General features: G+C 65.4%; 24 protein-coding genes. 12 read left to right on the top strand and 12 right to left on the bottom strand.

From position 1 onward, the window contains the following. Positions 1 to 117 precede the first annotated feature (117 nt). The 8 genes from AABA84_RS07730 to AABA84_RS07695 all read left to right on the top strand — a co-directional run bounded on the left by AABA84_RS07730 (position 118) and on the right by AABA84_RS07695 (position 7,483). Positions 118 to 537, top strand: coding sequence for a hypothetical protein (locus AABA84_RS07730; protein ID WP_246550744.1), 420 nt, complete (start codon positions 118 to 120; stop codon positions 535 to 537). A 74-nt stretch (positions 538 to 611) separates the two neighbouring features. Beyond that, on the top strand, positions 612 to 896 hold the full coding sequence (locus AABA84_RS07725; protein WP_212251023.1) for a hypothetical protein: 285 nt from the start codon (positions 612 to 614) through the stop codon (positions 894 to 896). 9 nt (positions 897 to 905) lie between these two features. Then, positions 906 to 2,330, top strand: coding sequence for a TolC family protein (locus tag AABA84_RS07720; RefSeq protein ID WP_212251021.1), 1,425 nt, complete (start codon positions 906 to 908; stop codon positions 2,328 to 2,330). 13 nt (positions 2,331 to 2,343) lie between these two features. Next, positions 2,344 to 3,678, top strand: a complete 1,335-nt coding sequence (locus AABA84_RS07715; RefSeq protein ID WP_338311766.1) for a multicopper oxidase family protein — start codon at positions 2,344 to 2,346, stop codon at positions 3,676 to 3,678. Between the two features lie 8 nt (positions 3,679 to 3,686). Next, on the top strand, positions 3,687 to 4,163 hold the full coding sequence (locus tag AABA84_RS07710) for a cupredoxin domain-containing protein (protein WP_445083401.1): 477 nt from the start codon (positions 3,687 to 3,689) through the stop codon (positions 4,161 to 4,163). 16 nt (positions 4,164 to 4,179) lie between these two features. Further along, positions 4,180 to 4,482, top strand: a complete 303-nt coding sequence (locus AABA84_RS07705; protein ID WP_338311765.1) for a copper-binding protein — start codon at positions 4,180 to 4,182, stop codon at positions 4,480 to 4,482. A 364-nt stretch (positions 4,483 to 4,846) separates the two neighbouring features. After that, positions 4,847 to 6,988, top strand: a complete 2,142-nt coding sequence (gene flhA, locus AABA84_RS07700) for a flagellar biosynthesis protein FlhA (RefSeq protein WP_338311764.1) — start codon at positions 4,847 to 4,849, stop codon at positions 6,986 to 6,988. 294 nt (positions 6,989 to 7,282) lie between these two features. Beyond that, entirely contained in the window at positions 7,283 to 7,483 is a 201-nt protein-coding gene (locus tag AABA84_RS07695; RefSeq protein ID WP_338311763.1) for a hypothetical protein, read from the top strand. 583 nt (positions 7,484 to 8,066) lie between these two features. Here AABA84_RS07695 and AABA84_RS07690 read toward each other — a convergent pair. The 8 genes from AABA84_RS07690 to fliI all read right to left on the bottom strand — a co-directional run bounded on the left by AABA84_RS07690 (position 8,067) and on the right by fliI (position 16,394). Then, positions 8,067 to 8,330, bottom strand: a complete 264-nt coding sequence (locus tag AABA84_RS07690) for a hypothetical protein (protein ID WP_338311762.1) — start codon at positions 8,328 to 8,330, stop codon at positions 8,067 to 8,069. A gap of 101 nt (positions 8,331 to 8,431) precedes the next feature. After that, positions 8,432 to 8,866 carry a toxin-activating lysine-acyltransferase gene (locus AABA84_RS07685; protein WP_338311761.1) on the bottom strand — a complete coding sequence of 145 codons (435 nt, stop codon included), beginning with the start codon at positions 8,864 to 8,866 and terminating at the stop codon, positions 8,432 to 8,434. Positions 8,867 to 10,157: 1,291 nt separating this feature from the next. Next, a complete protein-coding gene (locus tag AABA84_RS07680) occupies positions 10,158 to 11,375 on the bottom strand; it encodes an NAD(P)/FAD-dependent oxidoreductase (RefSeq protein ID WP_338311882.1) in 1,218 nt (405 codons plus the stop codon). 116 nt (positions 11,376 to 11,491) lie between these two features. Next, entirely contained in the window at positions 11,492 to 12,451 is a 960-nt protein-coding gene (locus AABA84_RS07675) for a helix-turn-helix transcriptional regulator (protein WP_338311760.1), read from the bottom strand. A gap of 254 nt (positions 12,452 to 12,705) precedes the next feature. Beyond that, positions 12,706 to 13,764: an anti-sigma factor gene (locus tag AABA84_RS07670; protein ID WP_338311759.1), complete on the bottom strand. Its 1,059-nt coding sequence runs from the start codon at positions 13,762 to 13,764 to the stop codon at positions 12,706 to 12,708. 37 nt (positions 13,765 to 13,801) lie between these two features. After that, positions 13,802 to 14,347 (bottom strand): sigma-70 family RNA polymerase sigma factor, encoded by a 546-nt coding sequence (locus AABA84_RS07665; protein WP_095425223.1) that lies wholly within the window; start codon positions 14,345 to 14,347, stop codon positions 13,802 to 13,804. Between the two features lie 180 nt (positions 14,348 to 14,527). Next, complete coding sequence (gene fliJ / locus AABA84_RS07660; RefSeq protein WP_008138882.1) at positions 14,528 to 14,947, bottom strand: flagellar export protein FliJ; 420 nt, start codon at positions 14,945 to 14,947, stop codon at positions 14,528 to 14,530. A 121-nt stretch (positions 14,948 to 15,068) separates the two neighbouring features. Then, positions 15,069 to 16,394, bottom strand: a complete 1,326-nt coding sequence (fliI, locus tag AABA84_RS07655) for a flagellar protein export ATPase FliI (protein ID WP_038972090.1) — start codon at positions 16,392 to 16,394, stop codon at positions 15,069 to 15,071. Between the two features lie 454 nt (positions 16,395 to 16,848). Between fliI and ctrA the strand changes: the two genes are divergently transcribed. From ctrA to AABA84_RS07635, 4 genes are all read left to right on the top strand, one after another. After that, the gene (gene ctrA / locus AABA84_RS07650) at positions 16,849 to 17,550 is read left to right on the top strand and encodes a response regulator transcription factor CtrA (RefSeq protein WP_008138878.1); all 702 of its coding nucleotides are present in this window, start codon (positions 16,849 to 16,851) and stop codon (positions 17,548 to 17,550) included. A 172-nt stretch (positions 17,551 to 17,722) separates the two neighbouring features. Then, on the top strand, positions 17,723 to 18,127 hold the full coding sequence (locus AABA84_RS07645; protein ID WP_212252341.1) for a DUF350 domain-containing protein: 405 nt from the start codon (positions 17,723 to 17,725) through the stop codon (positions 18,125 to 18,127). Between the two features lies 1 nt (position 18,128). Then, entirely contained in the window at positions 18,129 to 18,533 is a 405-nt protein-coding gene (locus AABA84_RS07640) for a hypothetical protein (protein ID WP_246550937.1), read from the top strand. 3 nt (positions 18,534 to 18,536) lie between these two features. After that, entirely contained in the window at positions 18,537 to 19,697 is a 1,161-nt protein-coding gene (locus AABA84_RS07635) for a glutathionylspermidine synthase family protein (RefSeq protein WP_338311758.1), read from the top strand. Positions 19,698 to 19,853: 156 nt separating this feature from the next. Here AABA84_RS07635 and AABA84_RS07630 read toward each other — a convergent pair whose 3' ends face one another. The 4 genes from AABA84_RS07630 to AABA84_RS07615 form a co-directional block, all read right to left on the bottom strand. Then, positions 19,854 to 20,726, bottom strand: coding sequence for a CheR family methyltransferase (locus AABA84_RS07630; protein ID WP_338311757.1), 873 nt, complete (start codon positions 20,724 to 20,726; stop codon positions 19,854 to 19,856). Further along, positions 20,723 to 21,910 (bottom strand): protein-glutamate methylesterase/protein-glutamine glutaminase, encoded by a 1,188-nt coding sequence (locus AABA84_RS07625; RefSeq protein ID WP_212252333.1) that lies wholly within the window; start codon positions 21,908 to 21,910, stop codon positions 20,723 to 20,725. The genes AABA84_RS07630 and AABA84_RS07625 overlap by 4 nt, the downstream gene beginning before the upstream one ends. Positions 21,911 to 21,985: 75 nt before the next feature. Beyond that, positions 21,986 to 22,351 carry a response regulator gene (locus AABA84_RS07620; protein ID WP_007600538.1) on the bottom strand — a complete coding sequence of 122 codons (366 nt, stop codon included), beginning with the start codon at positions 22,349 to 22,351 and terminating at the stop codon, positions 21,986 to 21,988. Positions 22,352 to 22,424: 73 nt separating this feature from the next. Next, positions 22,425 to 22,878, bottom strand: a 454-nt coding sequence (locus AABA84_RS07615; protein ID WP_338311756.1) for a chemotaxis protein CheW, incomplete at its 5' end; no start/stop codon positions are given.

The raw sequence follows: 22,878 nt of genomic DNA, 5'->3' as shown, positions 1-22,878 counted from the left end.
CACTGCGGTAAGAAGCAGCTTGGCGAACGCGCGATTTGCCATTAGTTTGCAATCCGCGTGAGCAAATTGCCGCGCGAAGAGCATGTCGGCGGAATGTTGCTGCGATTGACACGATCGATGCGGATCAAGGTGGGGCGCTTCATTGCCCTCGCCTATCTGTTCTGCGTGATCGCGCCGGCGGCAAGCCTCGCCTGGGGCAGCGGCCCGGCGCCGTGTCTTGATGAGACCCTGCTGGCCGATCTCGTGCCGGTGCATCACCAGATGCCGGCCGGTCACATGCATGACGGCATCGCGCGCGACCACGCGGGGTCCTACGCGCATCACCAGGTCGCCGCACAGGACGCGCCCGCTTCGCATCATCATGGCGGCAAGGGCACAGCCGGACCGTGCTGCGCGATGATGTGCATCAGCGCGCTGCCGGCCGATCTGCCCAGCTTCGCCAAGCCGGTTCAGCCCGCCTCCGCCTGTGCGCCCGAGATCGTGGCCAGCCTGCACAGCGCGGCGCCGCCCCTGCACTACCGCCCTCCCATCGCCTGATCTGACACGACGATTTCGGGCCGAGCGCGCGTCTGCGCGCGCGGACCTGTGGTCATTCAGATCAGGGATGAATCATGCTGACGCTTTCCGGGGCGATGTCCGCCGCTGCATCCGCGGCGCGAGGACGACACTTTCGATTCCATTGGCCGTTGCTCGCCGCACTTGCGCTGGCGCTGGCTGGCTGCATGCCGGCAACGACGCAAGTCGCCGGCGCCGATCCCGCTGATCCCTCGGCGAAGGTCGCGCATGTCGGCTATCGGTCGACCATCGCGCCCTACTCCGGCCTGCGGCCTGCGACGCCGGCGCCATGGCGCGACCGCAACGACGCCGTCGCGCCGCAGCCGAAGCAAGACCGGTAGGAGCGCGCCATGACACGCCATCTTGCGCGAGGCCTGCTCGTCCTCACCGCGCTCAGCGTCTCAGGCTGCGCCGCGTTCTCGCCCGACAGCGGCATGACTGATGTCTCGGAGCTGACCAGCCAGACCATCAACAAGGATGTCGCCTTCGTTCGCACGCCCGAGGGAGCGGGCGCGGTCGACGCGCGCGTTCGCCAATTATTGTCGCGGACGCTCGGCGTGGACGCCGCCGTTCAGGTCGCCCTGCTCAACAACAGGGGATTGCAAGCCGCCTATAACGAGCTGGCGCTGGCCGAGACCGATCTGGTCGAGCAGAGCCTGCCGCCCAATCCCGTGTTCTCGATCTCGCGGATCTCGGGCAACGGCGCCAGCGAGATCGAGCGCCAGGTGGTCGGCGACATCCTTGCGCTCGCCACCCTGCCGTTCCGCTCCGACATCGCCCGCGAGCGTTTTCGCCAGGCCCAGCTGCGCGCGGCACTGGCGACGTTGCGGCTCGCCGCCGACGTCCGCGGCACCTACGTGCGCGCCGTCGCCGGCAACGAGATGGTGGCGCTGCTGACGGATGCGAAGGCGACGGCGGAATCGACCGCACAGCTCGCGGTCAAGCTCGGCGAGACCGGCTCGCTCAACAAGCTCGACCAGGCCCGCGAGCAGGTGTTTTACGCCGAGACCACCGCCGACCTCGCCACCGCGCGCCAGGCCGCGGCGAGTGCGCGCGAAAAGCTCGCGCGGCTGATGGGATTGTGGGACGGCGGCCTCGACTTCCGCCTGCCCAATCAATTGCCGCCGCTGCCGCGCCGGCCGCAGGCACTGCCCTCGATCGAGGCCGATGCGGTGGCCCATCGCATCGACCTGCAGATCGCCCGGCTGGAGCTGACGGCGCTGGCGAAGTCGCTGAACCTCACCGAGGCGACGCGCTTCGTCACGCTGCTCGATCTCGCCGGCATCTCCCGCCGCACCAGGGATCCCGAAGGCGCGCCGTTCCGCGAACGCGGCTTCGACGTCCAGTTCCAGATCCCGATCTTCGACGGCGGCGAAGTCCGCGTGCGGCAGGCGGCCGAGACCTACAATCTCGCCTTCAACCGCCTGACCGAGCGCGCCGTCAACGTGCGCTCGGAGGCGCGCGATGCCTACCGCACATACCGATCCACTTACGACATCGCCAGCCACTACCAGCGCGAGATCATCCCCTTGCGCAAGATCATCACCGAGGAGATGCAGTTGCGCTTCTCCAGCATGCAGGTCGACATCTTTGCGCTGCTCACCGAAGCACGACAGCGCCTCGCCTCGCTGCGCGGCGCGATCGATGCCCGGCAACGATTCTTCCTCGCCCAATCCGACCTGCAGACCGCCGTCAATGGCGGCGGCGTGCCTGCTGCGGGCGGCGACAACTCAACCACCATCGCCGCGGCAGCGCCTGCCGACGGCGGCCACTGAGATGGAGGCCGGCATGTTTTCCCGCAGAGGATTTTTGGGCACCGCCGCGCTCGTCGGCGCATCCGCGGTCCAGGGCCGCGTGCAGGCGGCATCGATTCCGGAAGCTGCGCACATGGACAAGGTGGTGATGCAGCCGCCGCTGCACCCTGTCAGCGGACCCGACTATCGCCCCGTGGTCACCCTGAACGGCTGGTCGCTGCCGTTCCGCATGAACGGCGACTGGAAGGAATTCCATCTCGTCGCCGAGCCCGTGGTGCGCGAATTCGCCGAGGGTATGAAGGTGAATTTGTGGGGCTATAACGGCCAGTCGCCGGGCCCGACCATCGAGGCCGTCGAGGGCGACAAGGTCCGCATCTTCGTCACCAACCACCTGCCCGAATACACCACCGTGCACTGGCACGGCATGATCATCCCCAGCGGCATGGACGGCGTCGGCGGGCTGACCCAGCCGCACATCCAGCCCGGCAAGACCTTCGTCTACGAGTTCGAGATGAGGAAGAGCGGGACCTTCATGTACCACCCGCATTCCGACGAGATGGTGCAGATGGCGATGGGCATGATGGGCATGGTCGTCGTGCATCCGCGCGATCCGAACTTCCGCCCCGTCGACCGCGACTTCGTCTTCGTGATGAGCACCTATCGCGTCGATCCCGGCACCTATCTGCCGCAGGTCAACGAGATGACCGACTTCAACATGTGGACCTGGAATGCGCGGGTGTTTCCCGGCATCGATCCCTTAGCCGTGCGGCTCGGCGACAAGGTGCGCGTGCGCATCGGCAATCTCAGCATGACCAACCACCCGATCCATCTGCACGGCCACAGCTTTGCGGTGACCTGCACCGACGGCGGCTGGATTCCGGAGAGCGCGCAATATCCGGAGACGACGACCGACGTGCCGGTCGGCGCGGTGCGCGCGTTCGACGTGCTCGCCGACAATCCCGGCGACTGGGCCTTCCACTGCCACAAGTCGCATCACACCATGAACGCGATGGGGCACGCGGTGCGCAATTTGATCGGCGTGTCGCGCAAGGACCTCGCCAAGGCGGTCGGCAAGCTCGCGCCTGACAGCATGGCGATGGGCTCGACCGGCATGGCGATGGGCAACATGGAGATGCCCGCGCCCGACAACACGCTGCCGATGATGACGGGCACCGGCCAGTTCGGGCCGATCGAGATGGGCGGCATGTTCACGGTGATGAAGATCCGCGAGGACCTCGCGCGCGACGATTATCGCGATCCCGGCCCCTATCAATTCCCGAAGGGCACCGTCGCCTACGAGGTCGCCGCACCGGCCTCGGAGCCCGCACGTCAACAGCCGGGCAAGCCGACGCACAAGATGAAGATGTGAGCGTTTCGATGAACCACCAACTGGAGATGACGATGAAGACGATCAAGCTCGGCCTCGCGCTGGCGGCGCTGTCGACCGCGCCGGTCCTTGCGCACGACAAGCACGGGCACGCGAGTTTTTCGGCCGGCGAGCCCGGCGATCCCAACAAGCCCGCACGCACGATCGAGATCCTGCTCAACGAGATGGACTACGCGCCGGCCAAGATCGACGTCAAGCGCGGCGAGCAGGTCCGCTTCGTGTTGCGCAATGTCGGCAAGGAGGACCATGAATTCCTGCTCGCCACACCCAAGGAAAATCTCGCCCATGCGGTGGAGATGAAAAAGCATCCGCACATGGAGCACGACGATCCCAACGGCGTCAGGCTCGCGCCGAACAAGACGGCCGAGATCCTCTGGAAGTTCAGCAAGGCCGGCACGTTCGAATTCTCGTGCCTCATTCCCGACCATCGCGACTACGGCATGGTCGGCCACGTCACCGTGAAGTAGCGACAAGGAGACTCCCATGAACCGCATCATCCGCCTTGCCGCAGCGCTGACGCTGGCTGTCGGCCTTACCACTGCCGCCCTCGCGGCGGGGGCCGCCGCGATCAACGGTGAGGTCAAAAAGATCGACGAGGGCGCCGGCAAGATCACGCTCAAGCACGGACCGGCCAAGAGCCTCGGCATGGAGGACCCCATGACCATGGTCTACCGCGTCAAGGACCCCGCGATGCTCAAGCAGGTGAAGGTCGGCGACAAGGTGACCTTCGAGGCCGAGGAGGCAGCGTCGGGGTATACGGTGACCAAGATCGACAAGGCGAAGTAGGGGTTGCCCGGTCATGCCGGGGCGCGCGCAGCGCGAACTATGATGCGCAATTGCGCATCAGAGAATCCATTCATCCACCAACTCCGCCGCACGATGGATTCCGGGCTCGCCCTCTGGGCGCCCCGGAATGACGACCTTGGCTCCCGAAACACCCCGGTCCGCCCCTCTTCCCACCCCCGCGTTAACCCTTTGCTAACCATACACCCGGCAAGAATTGCCGGGTGAAGTCGAGTGTCGTCAGCCGCGTAAAACGGGAGCTCCCGTGGACGCCAGTGCGGTGCCTCACTTTCGGAACGGCGGCCCTTCGGCCGCCGCGCAGACATTTGGGGCGCGCGGCCGGCAGTCGCGCGGGGAGGCAGCTACCATGGTCGACGTCACCGCGGGACAGGGCGTAGGCAGCGCAAGGCCCTCGATTCCCTCCCTCAACGAGATCGTCAACGTCCTCAAGCGCGGCGACATCGCGCTGGCGCTCGGCATCCTCACCATCCTGGTGGTGCTGATCCTGCCGCTGCCCGCGATCGTGCTGGACCTGTTCCTGGCGATCTCGATCACGCTCTCGATCCTGATCCTGATGACCTCGCTGTTCATCCAGACACCGTTGGAATTCTCGGCGTTCCCGACCATCCTGCTGATCTCGACTATGCTGCGCCTGTCGCTCAACATGGCCTCGACCCGGCTGATCCTGTCGCACGGGCACGAGGGCACGGCGGCCGCCGGTCACGTCATCGAGGCCTTCGGCAACTTCGTGATGGGTGGCAATTTCGTCATCGGCATCATCGTCTTCGCCATCCTGATCATCGTCAATTTCGTCGTCATCACCAAGGGTTCGGGCCGCATCGCCGAGGTCGCCGCCCGCTTCCACCTCGACGCCATGCCCGGCAAGCAGATGGCGATCGACGCCGACCTCGGCGCCGGCCTGATCGACGAAAAGGTCGCCAAGCATCGCCGCAAGGAGCTGGAGGACGAGAGCGGCTTCTTCGGCGCCATGGACGGTGCCTCCAAATTCGTCCGGGGCGACGCCATCGCCGGCCTGTTGATCGTCTTCATCAACGTCGTCGGCGGCATGATCATCGGCGTGGCGCAGCAGGGCATGTCCTTTGCCGACGCCGGCCGCAGCTACACGCTGCTGACCGTCGGTGACGGCCTCGTCACCCAGGTGCCGGCGCTGATCGTCTCGACCGCGGCCGGCCTGCTCGTCTCCAAGGCCGGCGTCTCCGGCGCCGCCGACAAGGCGCTGATGAAGCAGTTCTCCGGCTATCCGCAGGCGCTGGCGATGTCCTCGGCGGTCATGCTGGTGCTGGCGGCGCTGCCGGGCATTCCGACCCTCCCCTTCCTGGCGCTCGGCACCGGTGCCGGTGCGCTCGCCTGGCACGCCCGCAACCGCAATCGGGTGACGGCCAAGGCCGAGGAAGCCGCCATGGCCGCACCCGCTCCGGGAACGCCCGGTGCGGCGGGCACGGCCGCGGCCGAAGAGCCGATCTCGGCGGCGCTCAAGATCGACGACCTCAAGATCGAGCTCGGCTATGCGCTGCTGCCGCTGGTCAACGGCCCCGACGGCACCGACCGCCTCACCGAGCAGATCAAGGCGCTGCGCCGTTCGCTCGCGATCGAGATGGGTTTTGTGATGCCGGCGGTGCGCATCCTCGACAACGTCCAGCTCGAGGCCAACACCTACATCATCAAGATCAAGGAGGTCGACGCCGGCACCGGCAAGATCTGGCCGAACCAGTTCATGGTCATGGACCCCGGCGGCAGCCAGGTGCAGGTGCCCGGCATCCACACCACCGAGCCCACCTTCGGCCTGCCCGCGACCTGGGTCGATGCCAGTCTCAAGGAGGAGGCCTCGCTCAAGGGCTACACCGTCGTCGACGCCGCGACCGTGCTCTCGACCCATCTCACCGAGCTGCTCAAGGCCAACATGTCGGACCTGCTCTCCTATGGCGAGGTGCAGAAACTGCTCAAGGAGCTGCCGAAGGAGCAGGGCGAGCTGGTCAAGGACATCGTGCCGGCGCAGGTCACGGTCTCCGGCATCCAGCGCGTGCTGCAGCTGCTGCTCGCCGAGCGCATCTCGATCCGCGATCTCTCCACCATCCTCGAAGGCATCGCCGACTCGCTCGCCTTCTCGCGCAATCCCGCCACCATGGTCGAGCACGTCCGCGCCCGCCTGGCGCGACAGATCTGCGCGCAAAACACCTCCTATGCCGGCTATCTGCCGCTGATCGCGCTGTCGGCGCGATGGGAGCAGGCCTTTGCCGAATCCATCATCGGCCAGGGCGAGGAACGCAGCCTTGCGATGCAGCCCTCGAAATTGTCGGAGTTCATGACCGGCGTGCGCGAGGCGTTCGAGCGCGCCGCCCGCGAAGGCGAGGCGCCGGTGCTGGTCACCTCTGCGGCAATTCGTCCCTTCGTCCGGTCCCTGGTTGAGCGGTTCCGGGCCCAGACGACGGTGCTGTCGCAGGCCGAGATCCACCCCAGGGCGAGGTTGAAAACTGTCGGAAGCATCTGATTTGCCTTAAGAAGCCGTGTGTTTTTCGGCCACAGGCAAATGGTTTCTGAGTTCCTGGCGCCTTGTGGACCAAACCTCGACAAGGCGCCTGACAGGCACATTACAGCTTTGAAATAATTGCAAAAATGCACGATCAGGGGTCGCTTTTGATCGCGATCTTTCACGTCCTGTCACGCTCTTGTGATGGCCTCTTGGGAACGAATCCCCCCAATACTAGGTTGTTGGGCACCGGAAGCATGAACCTGCCTGAAACGGCCGGCGACTACTTCGGGTAGGTGGCGGCAGGAGGCTTCCATGAACCACTCGATCTACAGCGCAGATCGCTCGACCCACTTGAAGATCGTGGTCGTGGCCCTCGTTGCAGGGATCACGGTGGCAGGCTTCGGCATCACGGCACGCACCGGTTCGGACGAAGGCCTGACCCAGACCGCCCGCGTCATCAAGGCCGGCAAACCGGTCGTTGTGACCAGCTCGAACGCGTCCGTCGTTCGCTAAGGAGACATGAGTTTCAGGAATTCACGCGGCTCTTTACCAGCCCCCCAAAGTCGCCACGTGGATATGTAGACGACCCCAACCCCAAGTCGACTACAGAAAGCGCCCGCCCCCCACGGGCGCTTTCTCATGTCTGGGCCTCCGCAATGCGAGCGACGTGGCGCGGACGAACGATACCCGTCGCTTCCAGCGGCACAAGATGATGGGTTCGCAAGGGCTCAATCCATCCTACGGTCTCAAGCTCAAGAAGCGTTCAATTGCCGCGTGGTTGACGACATACATCAGAACAACGAACAGGACCCACGTCACAGCAAGCGCCAAAAACCGTCCGACTCTCCCTGGAAACAACCGCGCAATCAAATCGGCTAGTCGGTCTTGAAGCCAGGCTAATGGCTCCATTGGTTCACTCGCTTTCCATCGACCTCATTCGCCAAGAACTCACATCTCCAGCCCGTAGGGCCATTACGGCGACAGCATTACGGTGACAGTGCTGGACTGCACTGTCACCGTAATCCCGGAGTTCGGACGGACCAAACCGCTATTATATATCAGATCGGACATTCACAGCCCCCATGACTATCCGTCGTTAGACCGGCAAACCGAGCTCTTGCCGTGTGTGGAAACGAAGCGCGATGATCAATGATCCGATCTCATAGCCATGCTCCGCCCCATATAAGCCCACCACGAAATCGCTAACCGCCATCGCCATCGACGGCAGCTTCGCCGTTCCATCAGCATTAAACTGATTTAGCTCACGATCCTTGAGCACCGCCCAAAGCTCGTGGTCCTGCCGAGCTTTTTCGACAAGACACTCAATCTGATCTTTTGTCATGAAAACAGCGCGCACCATTCCAGCTCTCCAGAGTCGTGATTTGAAGATCCGATTTGAAAGGCTAAGTCTTCAAAACTTGATCTTTCATCTCCGCCTCGCCTCCAAACGGCGCAACCACATCAATGATCCGTTTGCCCCCCGCCCTTCCACTCCGCCGGCGTCAACCGCACATTCCCCGCATCGATCCGCTTCGCGACGATCTCGTCCGCCAGCGCCCAGAACGCCACGCCCACCGGCTGCTCGCCTTTGTAAAAGATCCGGAACTGCTGCAGCGGGATCGCCGGCATCACCAGCCATTCGAGATCGCCGAGCGGGATCGCCTTGTGGCGGGGCGACTGCGTCATCAGCCAGGTGATCTCGCCGAGCACCTGCGACCCGGTCTTCGGCGGTGGGGCCGCTTGCGCGGCGGCGGCGGAACCACTGGATTCGTTCGCGGCCTGGGCGCCGTTCGCGTGCGGCGCGCGGGCGGCCGCTCCGCCAAGGCCGTCGCTCGCCTGCCCTGCTGCACCTGGCGTCGGCTCTTCGATCCGCTTCGCGGCCCCGGTCTTCGTCATCCGCTTCTCTCCACGCCAGGTCTTTCCGGTGCCCGGCATCGGCTGCTCCTCCTTGCGAGAAAGGCCGAAGTCTAGCACGCGGCGTCTCATGCACAGCACGGCCGGTTCGCGGCCGAGATGCGCTGTTCAGTCCTGTCGTTGTGGAATGAATGAGAACATCGCTCGCGAAGCTCGCCGCGATGGTGCTCCCGATCCATGGATAATCTGCCATTCCCAACCCCTGCGGGTGACGCTAGACAAAACAACCCGGACACATCAAGCAATAATTTGATGACGGAATTGTCGGCACGCGCGGCGTGTGGATTTCGCCACGCCGGAGTCATGAAGGATGTTGCAGCTTGCCGCGTCACGAGAATGCCTGCGCTGCTGTGCGAACGCTGTGACGGAGTTTGAAGCAGCAGCGTCCACCACGCTTGTGTCCCGGACGCGCTGCAACGCTCTTGGCGTTGCTGCGCTGAGCCGGGACCCAGCAGGCCACGGCATTTGCTGCCACGTGGGCCCCGGCTCTGCAGCGCATCGCTGAAGAAGCGCTGCGCTGCGTCCGGGGCACGAGAGCGGAATTTGGACGCAGCTCGTAGGATGGGTAGAGCGCAGCGAAACCCATCAACACCTCCCCTGTGTTGAAACATGATGGGTTTCGCAAGTGCTCTACCCATCCTACGCCTCCGAGACACGCCTTCGCATCCTCGCGGCGCATTTCGCCCGAGCTTTGCCTGATCGCTTCGCCCTCACTTGAAAGAGGGCGCAGGGAAGGCCGGGCGCCGGCTGGCACCCGCGGTCCACTGTGCGAATCCTGCGTGACGAGAAGCTGCACAGCGGCATACAGGTGTAGCCAGGACATCCCGGCCTTCCCTGCGCAGTGGTTTGACGGCTTATGTCGTACTCTCCCCGGGGAGCGTTGCGCTATTGCCCCCGTCGCCTTGCGGATGGCTGATGCGCTTGCCCGGTTGAGCAAACCACATCACCACAAGACTTGGCGCACAGACCCCGGGCGCCAGGACCACACGATTTTGCCGTACGCGGATCACACCGGTCGTGTGCGCGAGGTCTTTGCTCACGGCTCTCCGCCCTGCAAAACCCTTTGCGCCGATGTGACCCACGTCCACCGCCGCCCAGCCCGCGTTCGTGACGATCGCGATACGCCCCTCTTCCTTGGGCCGGGTTGCGGCGACACATACGCGCTTTCCGAATTTCGGTAAAGTGGAATATTTTCGGCCGACCATGTTGACCGATACCTTGCGTGTTTTGCCCGTCAGGCAGCGCAAGGGCTGGTAGGGGGAGCAGCGCGAGACTACCGCGCCCCATAGCTCGGCGGCGGCGCCTGCACGGTCGGCGCAGCGGCGGCGAACAGTTCCTCCTTGCTGCCGGTCAGCGGCGGATAGATGCGCTTGCGGTTGATGATGTTCTTGGTCGCCTTCGCAGCCTGACCGGTCGCCTTCACCTCGCGATCCCAGCCTTCGGTGTAGAGCGCGCCCCAGCCGCCGAGATCGAGCACGGTCACGTACCAGTCGATCCGCAGCGGCAGCATCGGCAGGCCGGCGAGATCGGCGACCACGTTGTGGCCGGCGAAGCGGCCCATGGGGCGCGCGAACTGGCAGGACATCACGGTCGGATGCAGCCCGTCGACCACGCTCGAGGCAACATCGCCGGCGGCGAACACGCCGCCGACATCGGCAACCCGCATGAAGGGATCGACCAGCAGGCGTCCGAGCCGGTCGCGGGCGTCCGGAAAGCGCGCCGCCAGGGGGCTCGCACGCATCCCGGCACACCAGATCACGGTCTGTGCCGGGATGAATTCGCCGGAGCTCAAGCGAATGCCGGCCGCCTCGACCGATGCGACGCGCACGCCAAGGCGCATCTCGACGTCGAGCGCGGCCAACGCCGTCTCGATGACGGGGCGCGCCGGCGCGCCGATGGTGGCACCGACCGCGGGATTGGGATCGACCAGGATGATGCGGCGGCTGCCGGTGATGCCCGCCCGCGCCAGCCTGTCGGGCATCTCGGCCGCGACCTCGATGCCGGTAAAGCCGGCACCGACCACCACGACGGTCGACCGCCCCGGCGCGGGCGCGCTGCGGCCGAGCGAGGCGAGATGGTCCTCGAGGCGAAGCGCCGCAACATAGGTATCGACATCGAAGGCGTGCTCGGCAAGGCCGGGAATGTCGGGACGCATCACCTCGCTGCCGAGCGCCAGCACCAGGCGGTCATAGGCCAGCGTCTGCTCGCCGCTGCTCGTGACCAGCGAAATTTCGCGCCAGACCGGATCGATGGCTTCGACCTCGCCGATCTCGTGACGGACACCGACGGGATCGAGCAGTTGCGGCAGCGGTATCGCGACCTCGCTGAGATCGACCTCGTAATTGCGCACACGGATGTTGTGATAAGGATTGCGATCGATCACGCAGATCTCGATGTCGCTGACAGCACCGATCTCGTCGCGCTTGCGTGCGGCCCCGATGGCCGCCCACAGGCCTGCAAATCCGGCGCCGAGCACGACGATACGCGCCATGTCCGTGAACTGTGCTTTCCAGAGACATCCTGCGGTCTGCCCGCACAGGCAGATATAGCTCATTCGGCCGGATCGACCAACGGCGCCAGCGCTGCGCCGCTGCAAAAGATCTCAGCTCACGCCTCGCGCAGTTCCGACGGCGTCGCGCCAAAGCGCTTGCGGAAGGCGCGGTTGAAATAGGACAGATCGGAGAAGCCCGAGGAATGCGCGATGTCGCTGATCTTGCGCGTCCTGGCGCGGGGATCGCCGAGCAGTTTGCGCGCCTGGAGCAGGCGCTGCTCGAGCACGAATTCGGTGAAGGTCGTGCCGGCCTGCTCGAACAGGCGTTGCGCCTGGCGCGGGCTGAGGCCCGAGCGCGTCGCGACCTCGGACAGGCAGAGATCGTTGCGGCCGAGCGCGGCCATCACATCGGCGCGCATGAGATCGAGGCGTGCTGCCGCATGGCCACGGCCGCGCGCGAGGCTGGCATGCTCGGCATCGGTGCCGAGCAGGAGGCCGACCAGATCGACCATATGCTGCGCGGTCAGGCGCTGGCCGACCGCGTCGAGATGCGGCGCGTGATTGGCGGCGAGCGCATGGTAGCGGAAGATGGTCTCTGCGACGGCACCGTCGCTGAGCACTTGCGACAGCTTGTCCTCGGCACGCGGACTGATGTCGAGCAACGCGCGGCGCGGCATGCGGATGGTGGTGAAGCGGTCTTCGTCAGTGTGGCCGACGGTGCCGGTGATGCTCATGTCGACGAGCACCATCTGCGCGGGCGCAAGCTCCACGGTGTGGCCGTTCTGCCCGACACGGACGAGGCCGGCCTGTGCGGCGATCAGCACGAGGTCGTCGCTGCCGTCGGCAAGGTGGCTCTGCGTGCGGGAATATTGTGCGGAGGCGCCTTCCGGAATGGCGAGCGCGATGTTGTCGACCACGCTGATCTGGAGCCGGCAATCGATGCTGTCGCCACGACTCGGCCCGATATCGAGGCCGCAGGCCCCGAAAGCCCGCTCGCGCCAATGTTCGAACGCAGGGCCGTGCGGCAGTCCGGTGTATTGGTGAACGAAGATGCCCGGCGTTCTCGCTGCATCCATCTGATTTCTAGCCCCTCTTTCGGCGTCACGATCGGCGGCGCCGACTGCAAATTCCGGGGATTTGACGCCGCAAAAGGCGGCGAGGTTCAAATCGGGGGCGGATTCAGGGAGACTTGTCGGGATGCGACGGCAGGGTGGACCATGGCGACAGGGGCGTGGCTTCGTAGCCCGGATGAGCGCAGCGCAATCCGGGGTTGTCACCTGATGGCGCGAAGGTCCCGGATTGCGCTGCGCTCCATCCGGGCTACGGGGACCTATTTCTTTGCCGGCGCGGGCGCCTGCGGCTGGGACGGCGGCACGGTCTCGATCAGCTTGCCGGAAAACACCGGGGCCGAAGTCGGCCGGCCGTCGGGCGAGCCGCCGGCCTGCTCGACGGTGACCGCGTAGGTCGCGCCGTTGACGACGTCGGCATCATAGGAGGCGAGCAGCGGACGCGCGGTGAATTCGCCCGCGCCGATCACGCCGAGCGAGCGCGGGCGCGGCAGCTTGTCGGAGATCAGCCAGAGCTCGAAGCTCTTGCCGGGCTCCGGCGTCGCGCCGACCTTGCGCACGGTAAAGTTCCTGGTCGCACCGTCGATGGTGAGGATGAAGGCGGGGCCGCCGCCCTGGCCCTGCAACAGCGCGACATATTGCGCCGCGGCTGTGAGCGGTGCGGCCGGCGTCTTCACTTCCACCGTCTGGATGCGCGGCGCCGGACGTAAAGCCCCCGGCAGCGCGTCGGGCAGGAAGATCTGAAGCGACAGCGTCACCAGCAGCGCAGCCGCGAGCGCGCCGACCGCGGATGCGATCGAGCGCCAGCGCTTCACCCGGCCCTCGAGACGGATCACGTTGCTGTCGTCGGCGATGGCCACCTGCGGCGGCGCCCGGACGACCTCGGGATCGGGCGCATGAACCTGCGGCATGAACACCGGCGCGATGTCGGCCATCGCATCGGATCCGGAGCGCATCGGCTCGGGCTGCTCTGCTTCGGGAGGCCGCGGCTCCGGTTGCAGCACCTGCTCCAGCGGCGCTTGCGGCGGCACGGCTTCGACGGGCGGGATTGGCGGCGGCACGATGTCGGCCAGAACAGGCGGCTGCTGCGCAAGCGCCGTGCGCGCGATCTCGGACCTGATGTTTTCCCACACGATCGGACGCGGCTCGACCGAGCCGACCATCTGGTTGAGCGCGCCGAGCCGATAGGCCCAGGCCTGCACGATGTCGGCGAACGCCGGGTCCACCGCCATCATGGTCTCGACCTGCGCGCGCTCATCGGCCTCGAGGGTGCCGAGCGCATATTCCGCGGCGAGCGCGATATGGTCCTCCGAGTAGGCCATCACATGCAGTCCAGAACCACCCTCACAGTATGAACCCTCATAGTCCGAGGCACTCCCGGATATCCAACATGCTGCGCCGGAGCCACGTCTTCACCGTGTTGACGGGAGCGGCGAATTTCTCCGCCAATTGCTCGCGGCTCCAGCCGTTGTAATAGGCGAGAAGCACGAGCCGCTGGCGGTCCGGCTCGAGCCGGCCGACGCATTCCAAGAGCCGCTTCAACTCCTCGGTCATCTCCCGGCGCGCCAGCGGATCGGGGCTGTCGGCCGCGACCTCCATCGCCTGAGGCTCTTCCTCGATCGAGACCTCCGACTTCTTGCGCACGATGTCGATGGCACGGTTGCGCGCAATCGAGGCCATCCACGTGATCGGCGACGACAGCGCCGGATTGAACCCGCCGGCGCCGTTCCAGATCTTGACGTAGGTCTCCTGAATGACCTCCTCTGCGAGATCCTGTCGGCGCAAGATACGGAGCACGACGCCATAAAGTTTCGCGCGCGTGGCGGCGTAGAGGCGCTCGAACGCAGCCTGATCGCCCTTCGCCACCGCCTCGATCAACCCGACCAGCTCTGCTGGCGTCAGCATTCAGCCCCCCGACACGCGGGCCATCGCGTTCCGCGCAGGCCCCGGCACTTCGCTACCATAGCGCGCGGCCAAGCCGACCACCAAGGGGTGCGGCGCCACACTGTGGACAGCACATGCGAAAACCCGGACCTTGCGGGCCCGGGTTTCACGAATTCTCTGCTTTGGCCGCTGGCCGGGTCTTCAGGCGACGGCGCCGATGCGGGCGCGCATCAGGCCGATGCTGTCGAGGTCGGCCTGCTCGCGGGCATTTTCTTCGGCGCGCTCGCGGGCCTGGTCGCGCTCGTCCAGGAGCTCGACCTTCTTCAACTCCTCGAAGGCCTCGGCCAGCGCGGCCTTGGCTTCGTCGAGCTGGCCCTTGAGCTCGTCGGCCGAGCGGGTCAGGTTCTCGCGGCGCTGAATGGCCGCCTTGGCATAGGTCGGATAGGCGAAGTGCGAGGGATCGTTGATCCCGGCACGCTCCTGCTCGGTCGTGATCTCGCGCTCGAGATCGGTCGACATCCGCTGGAAGTCGGCGATCATGGTCTCGATCTGGGTGACCCGCCGGCGCTTCTCGTCGACCTGAAACTTCTTCAGGCGGATGAGGGTATCTCGTGACTTCATCGACTCGTACTCCCCAGAAGTCCCCCCGCTACACGTGGGACGTCACCGGTCTCCCCACAGGCCCAACAGGGGCCAAGACCGGCTCTGCTACTCTGTGGGATGGGATGATGACCTGACAAAGTTAGCGTTCCGTTTCCAAATTACCGAGGATTTGCGCCAATTGGCGATAGCCGTCCGCCAGAGACGCATTTTCGTCCTTGCGCTGGCGCAGGAACGCCTCGAGCGGTTCGTGCAGGCGGATCGCCTCGTCGACCTCGGGGCTGGAGCCGGCCCGGTAGGCGCCAAGCCGGATCAATTCCTCCATGTCGGCATAGGTCGCCATCACCGCCCGCGCCTTCTGGATGACGGGCCAGAACTGCGGATCGGCCGATTTCGGCATGGTGCGGGAGACGGATTTGAGGATGTTGATGGCGGGGTAGCGGCCGCGCTCGGCGATCGAGCGCTGCATCACGATGTGGCCGTCGAGGATGCCGCGGACGGCGTCCGCAATCGGCTCGTTATGGTCGTCGCCGTCGACCAGCACCGTGAAGATCGCGGTGATGGCGCCCTCCCCCAGGCCCGGTCCGGCGCGCTCCAGAAGTTTCGGCAGCTCGGTGAAGACGGTCGGGGTGTAGCCCTTGGCCGTCGGCGGCTCGCCGGCGGACAGGCCGATCTCGCGCTGGGCCATGGCAAAGCGCGTCACCGAGTCCATCAGGCAGAGCACGTCCTGATCCTCGTCGCGGAAATATTCGGCGACCGCGAGCGTGAGATACGCCGCCTGGCGGCGCATCAGCGCCGGCTCGTCGGAGGTCGCAACCACGACGACGGAGCGCGCGAGGCCCTCCTCGCCGAGATCGTCCTGGAGGAATTCCTGCACCTCGCGGCCACGTTCGCCGATCAGCCCGATGACGCTGACCGCGGCATCGACGTTGCGCGCGAGCATCGACAGCAGCACCGATTTGCCGACGCCGGACCCTGCGAAGATGCCCATGCGCTGGCCGCGGCAGCAGGTGAGGAAGGTGTTCATCGCGCGCACGCCGAGATCGAGCGGCGCGCCGACACGCTTGCGCGAATGCGCCGGCGGCGGCGCATTGCGGAACGGCATCGGCGAAGCGCCCTGCGGCAGCGGTCCCTTGCCGTCGATCGGCTCGCCCAGCGCGTTGACGACGCGGCCGAGCCAGGCCGACGACGGCCGCACCAGATTGGCGGCATTGGCGATGACGGCCTTGCAGCCGCGGCGCACGCCGTCGAGGCCGGCGAACGGCATCACGACAGCATTGTTGCCGGAGAAGCCGATCACCTCGCAGGGAATCGAACGGTTGGCGCCGGTCTCGATCACCAGCCGCGCGCCGACCGACATCGCATGAATCGGACCGGCCACCTCGACCATCAGGCCGCGGACACCGACGACGCGGCCATAGATATTGATGCCGTCGATGTCGCCGATCTGTTCGGCAAGCGCCTTCATCGGGGTGCCTTCATCGGGGTGCCTTCATTAATAGGCGCGCCTTGGTCATCCCCAGGGTCGCCCTTTGCGATCCCCGGGACTTCACGGTGAAAACCTTAAGTTTCGCCATATTTCTGAACGGCGCTTAACTTCGTGTTTACCCGCATCATTAATCATTGCGTCACTGTCTTTGTGACTGAGCGTGACTCCCCTTCAGAAGAAGGCTGAGTCGCGGGAGTCGGTTAGGCCCGTCTCTTAAAGTGGAACTTGAACTGAGCTGGGTGACGAAAGCTGCTTCGCGCACAGGACCTTAGGGCGATTCGACAAAAATTGCACCCGGGGGACTTGCGTTCCAGAATCAGGATTTGTTAACCATCTGTTGTCAGGATCCGAATCAGTTGTTCAAAGGCGTTTTGTTGAGTGCCGCGAATGCGGCCGACCTGACGCCCAGGAGCGGCGACTATGGGGAACTGGCATGCGCGTTTTGCTGATTGAAGATGACAGCGCCGTCGCGCAGTCGATCGAGCTGATGCTGAAGTCTGAGAGCTTCAACGTCTACACGACCGATTTGGGGGAAGAAGGCGTCGATCTCGGTAAATTATACGATTACGACATTATCCTTCTCGACCTCAACCTGCCCGACATGTCCGGCTACGACGTGCTCAAGCAGCTTCGGGTCTCCAAGATCAAGACACCGATCCTGATCCTCTCCGGCCTCGCCGGCATCGAGGACAAGGTCAAGGGTCTCGGCGTCGGCGCCGACGACTACATGACCAAGCCCTTCCACAAGGACGAGCTGGTTGCCCGCATCCACGCGATCGTGCGCCGCTCCAAGGGTCACGCCCAGTCGGTCATCCAGACCGGCGACCTCGTCGTCAACCTCGACACCAAGACGGTGGAAGTCGGCGGCCAGCGCGTGCATCTGACCGGCAAGGAATACCAGATGCTGGAGCTGCTCTCGCTCCGCAAGGGCACGACCCTCACCAAGGAAATGTTCCTCAACCACCTCTATGGCGGCATGGACGAGCCCGAGCTGAAGATCATCGACGTCTTCATCTGCAAGCTCCGCAAGAAGCTGGCCAACGCTTCCGAGGGACGCAACTTCATCGAGACCGTGTGGGGCCGCGGCTACGTGCTGCGCGAGCCGCACGAGCACGAAGAGCGCATTCCCGCCTGATCCTGGGTTTACGTCGCGAGCCCCTTTCGGGCTCGCTCCTCCCAGCCTGGACCCCGCCGCAAATGGCGGGGTTTTGTTTTTTGGGGGACGTGAAGGCGGCTTCGTCGCCGTCCCGCCATTGAACCGCTATGCTCTCCCCGCCGACGAATGGTCGCTGCACGATGGGGGAACGATGATTCTGCAATCACTGGCCGGCCTGCCCGCCTTCCTGGTCTATTTCTGCACCGGGCTGATCGCGATCGTGGCGTATCTGTTCGTCTATACCCGCATCACCGCGCATAACGAATTCCAGCTGATCCGCGACGACGAGCCGGCCGCGGCGATCGCGCTCGGGCTCAGCCTGCTCGGCTTCGTGGCGCCGCTGGTCAGCGCCATTGCACATTCGGCCAATGTGCTGGACTGCCTGATCTGGGCGACGATCGCGCTGATCGTGCAGATCATCGTGTTCTTTCTCGTGCGCGTGCCGGTGCCGAACCTGTCGGCGCGGATCGCGGCCGGCGAGCTTGCGCCCGCGATCTGGCTCGGGCTGTCCTCGCTCGCGGCGGGCCTGCTCAACGCCGCCTGCATGATCTACTGACATGGCCGACAACCCGTCCCAAAAGCAGTTCGGCAAGCGCCGGCCACGCCTGCCACAGCCATTGCCGCTGCCGGCCAAAGAGCCGACGAAGCGCTCCGGTCATGTCGCGCTGCTGGTGATGGGCACGCTCGCGGTCGGCACCACCGCCTACACGATGATGCCGCGGCAGACTTGCGAGCCCACGCCCGGCGCCGTGCCGGGGCAGACGACCACGACCTGCACAAGCAGTGGCGGCAGCAGCTCGTCGGGCGGCAGCAGCTCGCGCTGGTCGTCGCGATCGAGCTTCTTCAGCAGCGATTCATCGAGCCATTCTTCGGCGGGAACGTCGTCCTCCGATTCCGGCCACAGCAGCGTCAGCCGCGGCGGCTTCGGCTCGTTCGGCCATGGCTTCTCGGGCGGCGGCTGATCCATGCAGCGCATCAATTGCCTGGAGCGCGACGACTGGCGGGAGACCGCGGCGCAATGCGGCTTCGTCTTCCACACCATCGACGGCGAACGCTATTGGGACGAGCGCGCGTATTACGGCTTCACGCTCGACGAAATCGAGCGCGGCATCGAGACGCCGACCGGCGAGATCGAGGCCATGTGCCTGGAGCTCGCCGGCCGCGTCATCGGCGACGAGCGATATTTGCGGCGCCTGCAGATCCCGGAAGCGTTCTGGAGCCTGATCGCCGAGAGCTGGCAGCGCGACGACCGCAGCCTCTACGGCCGGCTCGATTTGAAGTTCGACGGCAAGTCGCCGGCAAAGCTGCTCGAATACAACGCGGATACGCCGACCTCGATCTTCGAGGCCGCGGTGTTTCAATGGACCTGGCTCGAGCAGGCGATCGAGCGCCGCATCGTCCCGGTGCGCGCCGATCAGTTCAACTCCATCCACGAGCGGCTGATCGCGGCGTGGAAGGAGATTGCCGCAGGCCGTCACGTCCATCTCACCGGCACCACCAGCCATGACGAGGACGCCGGCACGCTCGCTTATCTCGAGGACACCGCGCGCCAGGCCGGACTCTCGACCAGGCTGCTCGACATCGAGCAAATCGGCTGGCGCGATGAAGGCGGCGGCTTCGTCGATCTCGACGAGGCCGACATCGCGCTCGCCTTCAAGCTCTACCCCTGGGAGTGGATGTTCCACGATTCCTTCGGTGCGAAGCTGAAGGAGGCGCCGACGCGCTGGATCGAGCCGCCGTGGAAAGCGGTGCTCTCCAACAAGGGCATTTTGCCGCTGCTCTGGGAGATGTTTCCGAACCACCCCCATCTGCTGCCGGCCTTCTTCGAGGATGACGCGCGGGCAGCGGAGCTCGGCACATCGTATGTCCGCAAGCCGCTGCTGTCGCGCGAAGGCGCCAACGTGACGCTGGTGTCCGGCGGCATGCCGCTCGACGAGCAGGCCGGTCCCTACGGCGCCGAAGGTTTCGTGCGGCAGGCGCTGGCGCCGCTGCCGAATTTCTCAGGCTTCTATCCGGTGGTGGGAAGCTGGCTGGTGAATCACGAGCCGTGCGGATTGTCGATCCGCGAGGACGAGAGCCCGATCACGGGCAACCGCTCGCGGTTTCTGCCGCATGCGATTTTGTGATTTGTCATTCCGGGGCGCGACAAGGTCGCGAGCCCCGAATCCATAGTCACAGGCGGATCGAATGGCCCTGCGTCTAACCACCTGCCTTTTGCGACGGCCTGTGGTTAGGGATTCCGGGATCGGCGCTGACGCGCCGCCCCGGAATGACGAAGCAGCTCACCTCGCCGCTGCAATTTTCAGCGGCTGCGGCATCAATCCGCCCATGGGGCGGCCGGAGCGCGCAGGGTTGAGCTGGTAGAGACCGCGGCGGTCGGTGATGGGACGGAACGCATCGGTGATGCCGACGACGGATTCGGCGGCGCCCAACAGCAGCGTGCCGTCGGCCTCCAGCGTCTTCGCCATCCGCTCGAAGATCACGGCCTTGGTGTCCTGGTCGAAGTAGATCAGCACGTTGCGGCAGAAGATCACGTCGAACGTGCCGAGATGGGAGAAATCCTGCAGCAGATTGAGCTGGCGGAACTGCACCATGGCGCGAATGTCGGCATTGAGCTGCCAGGTCTCGCCGGCTTGCGTGAAGTACTTCATCAGGTGCTGGATCGGCAGGCCGCGCTGCACCTCGAACTGGCTGTAGATTCCGGCCTTGGATTTCTCCAGCACCTCCTGCGACAGATCGGTGGCGACGATCTCGATGCGCCAGCCGGCCAACGCCGCGCCCATCTCCTTCACGCACATCGCGATCGAATAGGGCTCCTGTCCCGTCGACGACGCCGCCGACCAGATGCGAAGCGACTTGCGCGCCGCGCGCGCCTTGATCAGACCCGGCAGGATGGTGTCGCGCAAATGATCGAACGGGATCTTGTCGCGGTAGAAGAAGGTCTCGTTGGTGGTCATCGCTTCGACCACGTCGGTCGCAAGCCGGCCGTCGCCGTTCCTGATCTTCAGCACGAGATCGGGGATGCCGGGAAGGCTCGCCTTGCGCGCCAGCGGCAAGAGCCGGCTCTCGACCAGATATTGCTTGTCGGGGGACAGATCGAGGCCGGAGCGCTCTTTCAGGAACTTGCGCAGGTAGTCGTAGTCAACCGGCGTCACGCGCGATCTCCCGCGAACAGGCGGTTGACCTTGGCGCCGATCTGGTTGAGCGGCAGGATCGCCGCGCAGATGCCGGCATTGGCCGCCGCGCCCGGCATGCCCCAGACCACGCTGGAGGCTTCGTCCTGCGCGATGACGCTGCCGCCGGCGGCGACGATGTCCTTGCCGCCGCGCATGCCGTCCGAGCCCATGCCGGTCAGGATCACGGAGAGGATGCTGCCGTGCCAGATGTCGATGGCGGAGGTGAAGAGCGGATCGACCGCGGGCTTGCAGAAATTGACGGCGGGACCGTCGTCGAGCGCGATCACGGTGTCCGCACCGCTGCGCGCCACGCGCATGTGCTTGCCGCCGGGCGCCAGATAAATCCGTCCCGGCTTCACCGGCTCGCCGTCGACCGCCTCGGCTGCCGGCTTACGGCTCGAGCGCGCCAGATGCTCGGCAAGGATGGTGGTGAAGGTCGGCGGCATGTGCTGGGTGATCAGCACCGGGAAGCGGTCGATCACCGGGCCGAGCTCGGTGACGAGCGCCATCAGCGCCTGCGGGCCGCCGGTCGAGGAGCCGATCAGCAGCACCTTGGGCGCCTGATTGGAGAACGGGCGCGTGGTGAGCGCCCCCGACGACGCAGGCACCGCCGGAGCGGGCGCTGTGGGCCGCGCAACAGGACTACGCGGTGCCGGAGCCAGGCTCGCGGGCGCCAGCGGCGGGCTTGCAACCGCGGGCTTGCGACGCAGCCGCGCGCCGAGATGGCGGATCTTCTGGATCAGGTCGTGGTGAAAGATGTCCGCGGCCGACGCCTCGCGCGTCGATTCCGGCTTCGGAATGTAATCGGCCGCGCCGAGCGACAGCGCCTTGAAGCTGATCTCCGCGTTACGGCGCGTCAGCGTCGAGGCCATGATGATGACGAGATCGCGCTTCTTCGCCAGCAGCTGCGGCAGCGCCGAGATGCCGTCGAGCTCGGGCATTTCGATGTCGAGCACGGCGACATCGGGGTTGATCCGTTCCAGCTGGTTGACCGCCTCGAGCCCGGTCCGCAGCGAGGCTGCGACCTCCATGTCGTGCTCGGCGCCGACCCAGCGCGAGATCAGACCGCGGATGACGACGGAGTCGTCGACGATCATCACGCGCAGCGGCCCGGCTTCGCGCGACGAGCCTGTGGTCGAATTCCCTGCGAACGCAACACTCATTACTCACCAACTCAGACTGAAAGGGTACAGTTGAAAACAGTCGCCGAAGAATCCGTTCGGCCTCCGGCCGATCGCTCAGATAAGGCCGACTTCCTGGAATTTCGCCGTCACGATGTCCTTGTCGAACGGCTTCATGATGTACTCGTTGGCGCCGGCATGCAGTGCGCGCGCGATATGCGCCACGTCGTTCTCGGTGGTGCAGAACACCACCTTGGGCTGGTCGCCGCCGGGCATGCGCCTGAGATGGCCGAGGAACTCGTAGCCGTCCATCACGGGCATGTTCCAGTCGAGCAGCACCGCATCGGGCAAGCCGCGCTTGCAGGCCTCCAGCGCCTTCTCACCGTCCTCGGCTTCGAGGATCTGGAAGTCGAGCCCCTCCAGGATCCGGCGCGCAACCTTGCGGATGACGCTGGAATCATCAACGACGAGACAAGTTCGCATGTGAACCTCTGCTTCCTCCCCCTTTGCGGGGGGCACTTCCAATTGCAAGTCCGTCGGCGACGATGCCGCCGTATCAGGCCGCCATCATCTCGGGCGCGAGCTCGAGGACGCGATCGACGTCGAGGACGACCATGAGCTGGCCGTCGAGGCGGTGGACGCCGCCGGCGAGCTTGGCCATGCGGGGATCGAGGTTGACGGGATTTTCTTCCATGCCGGCTTCGGGCAGGCGCAGCACCTCGCCGATCTGGTCGATCAGCAGGCCATAGGATTCACCGCGGAGGTCGACGCCGACCGCCATCGGCACCTTGCCATCCTCGGGCTGCGGCAGGCCGAGACGGGCGCGCATGTCGACCACGGTGACGATGCGGCCGCGCAGATTGAGCACGCCCGCGATCTCGCGCGAGGACAAGGGCACGCGGGTGACGCGCTCGGGCATGAACACGTCCTGGACCCGCGAGATCGGCAGGCCGAACAGCTGGCCGCCGATCATCGCGGTGACGTATTCGACCATGGCGCCTTCGCCCGTC

It is taken from the genome of Bradyrhizobium sp. TM239 (genome assembly GCF_036247985.1).
GTDB classification, from domain to species: domain Bacteria; phylum Pseudomonadota; class Alphaproteobacteria; order Rhizobiales; family Xanthobacteraceae; genus Bradyrhizobium; species Bradyrhizobium ottawaense.
Note: the sequence above shows the minus strand (reverse complement) of the source record. Positions and strands in the feature narration are given on the sequence as shown.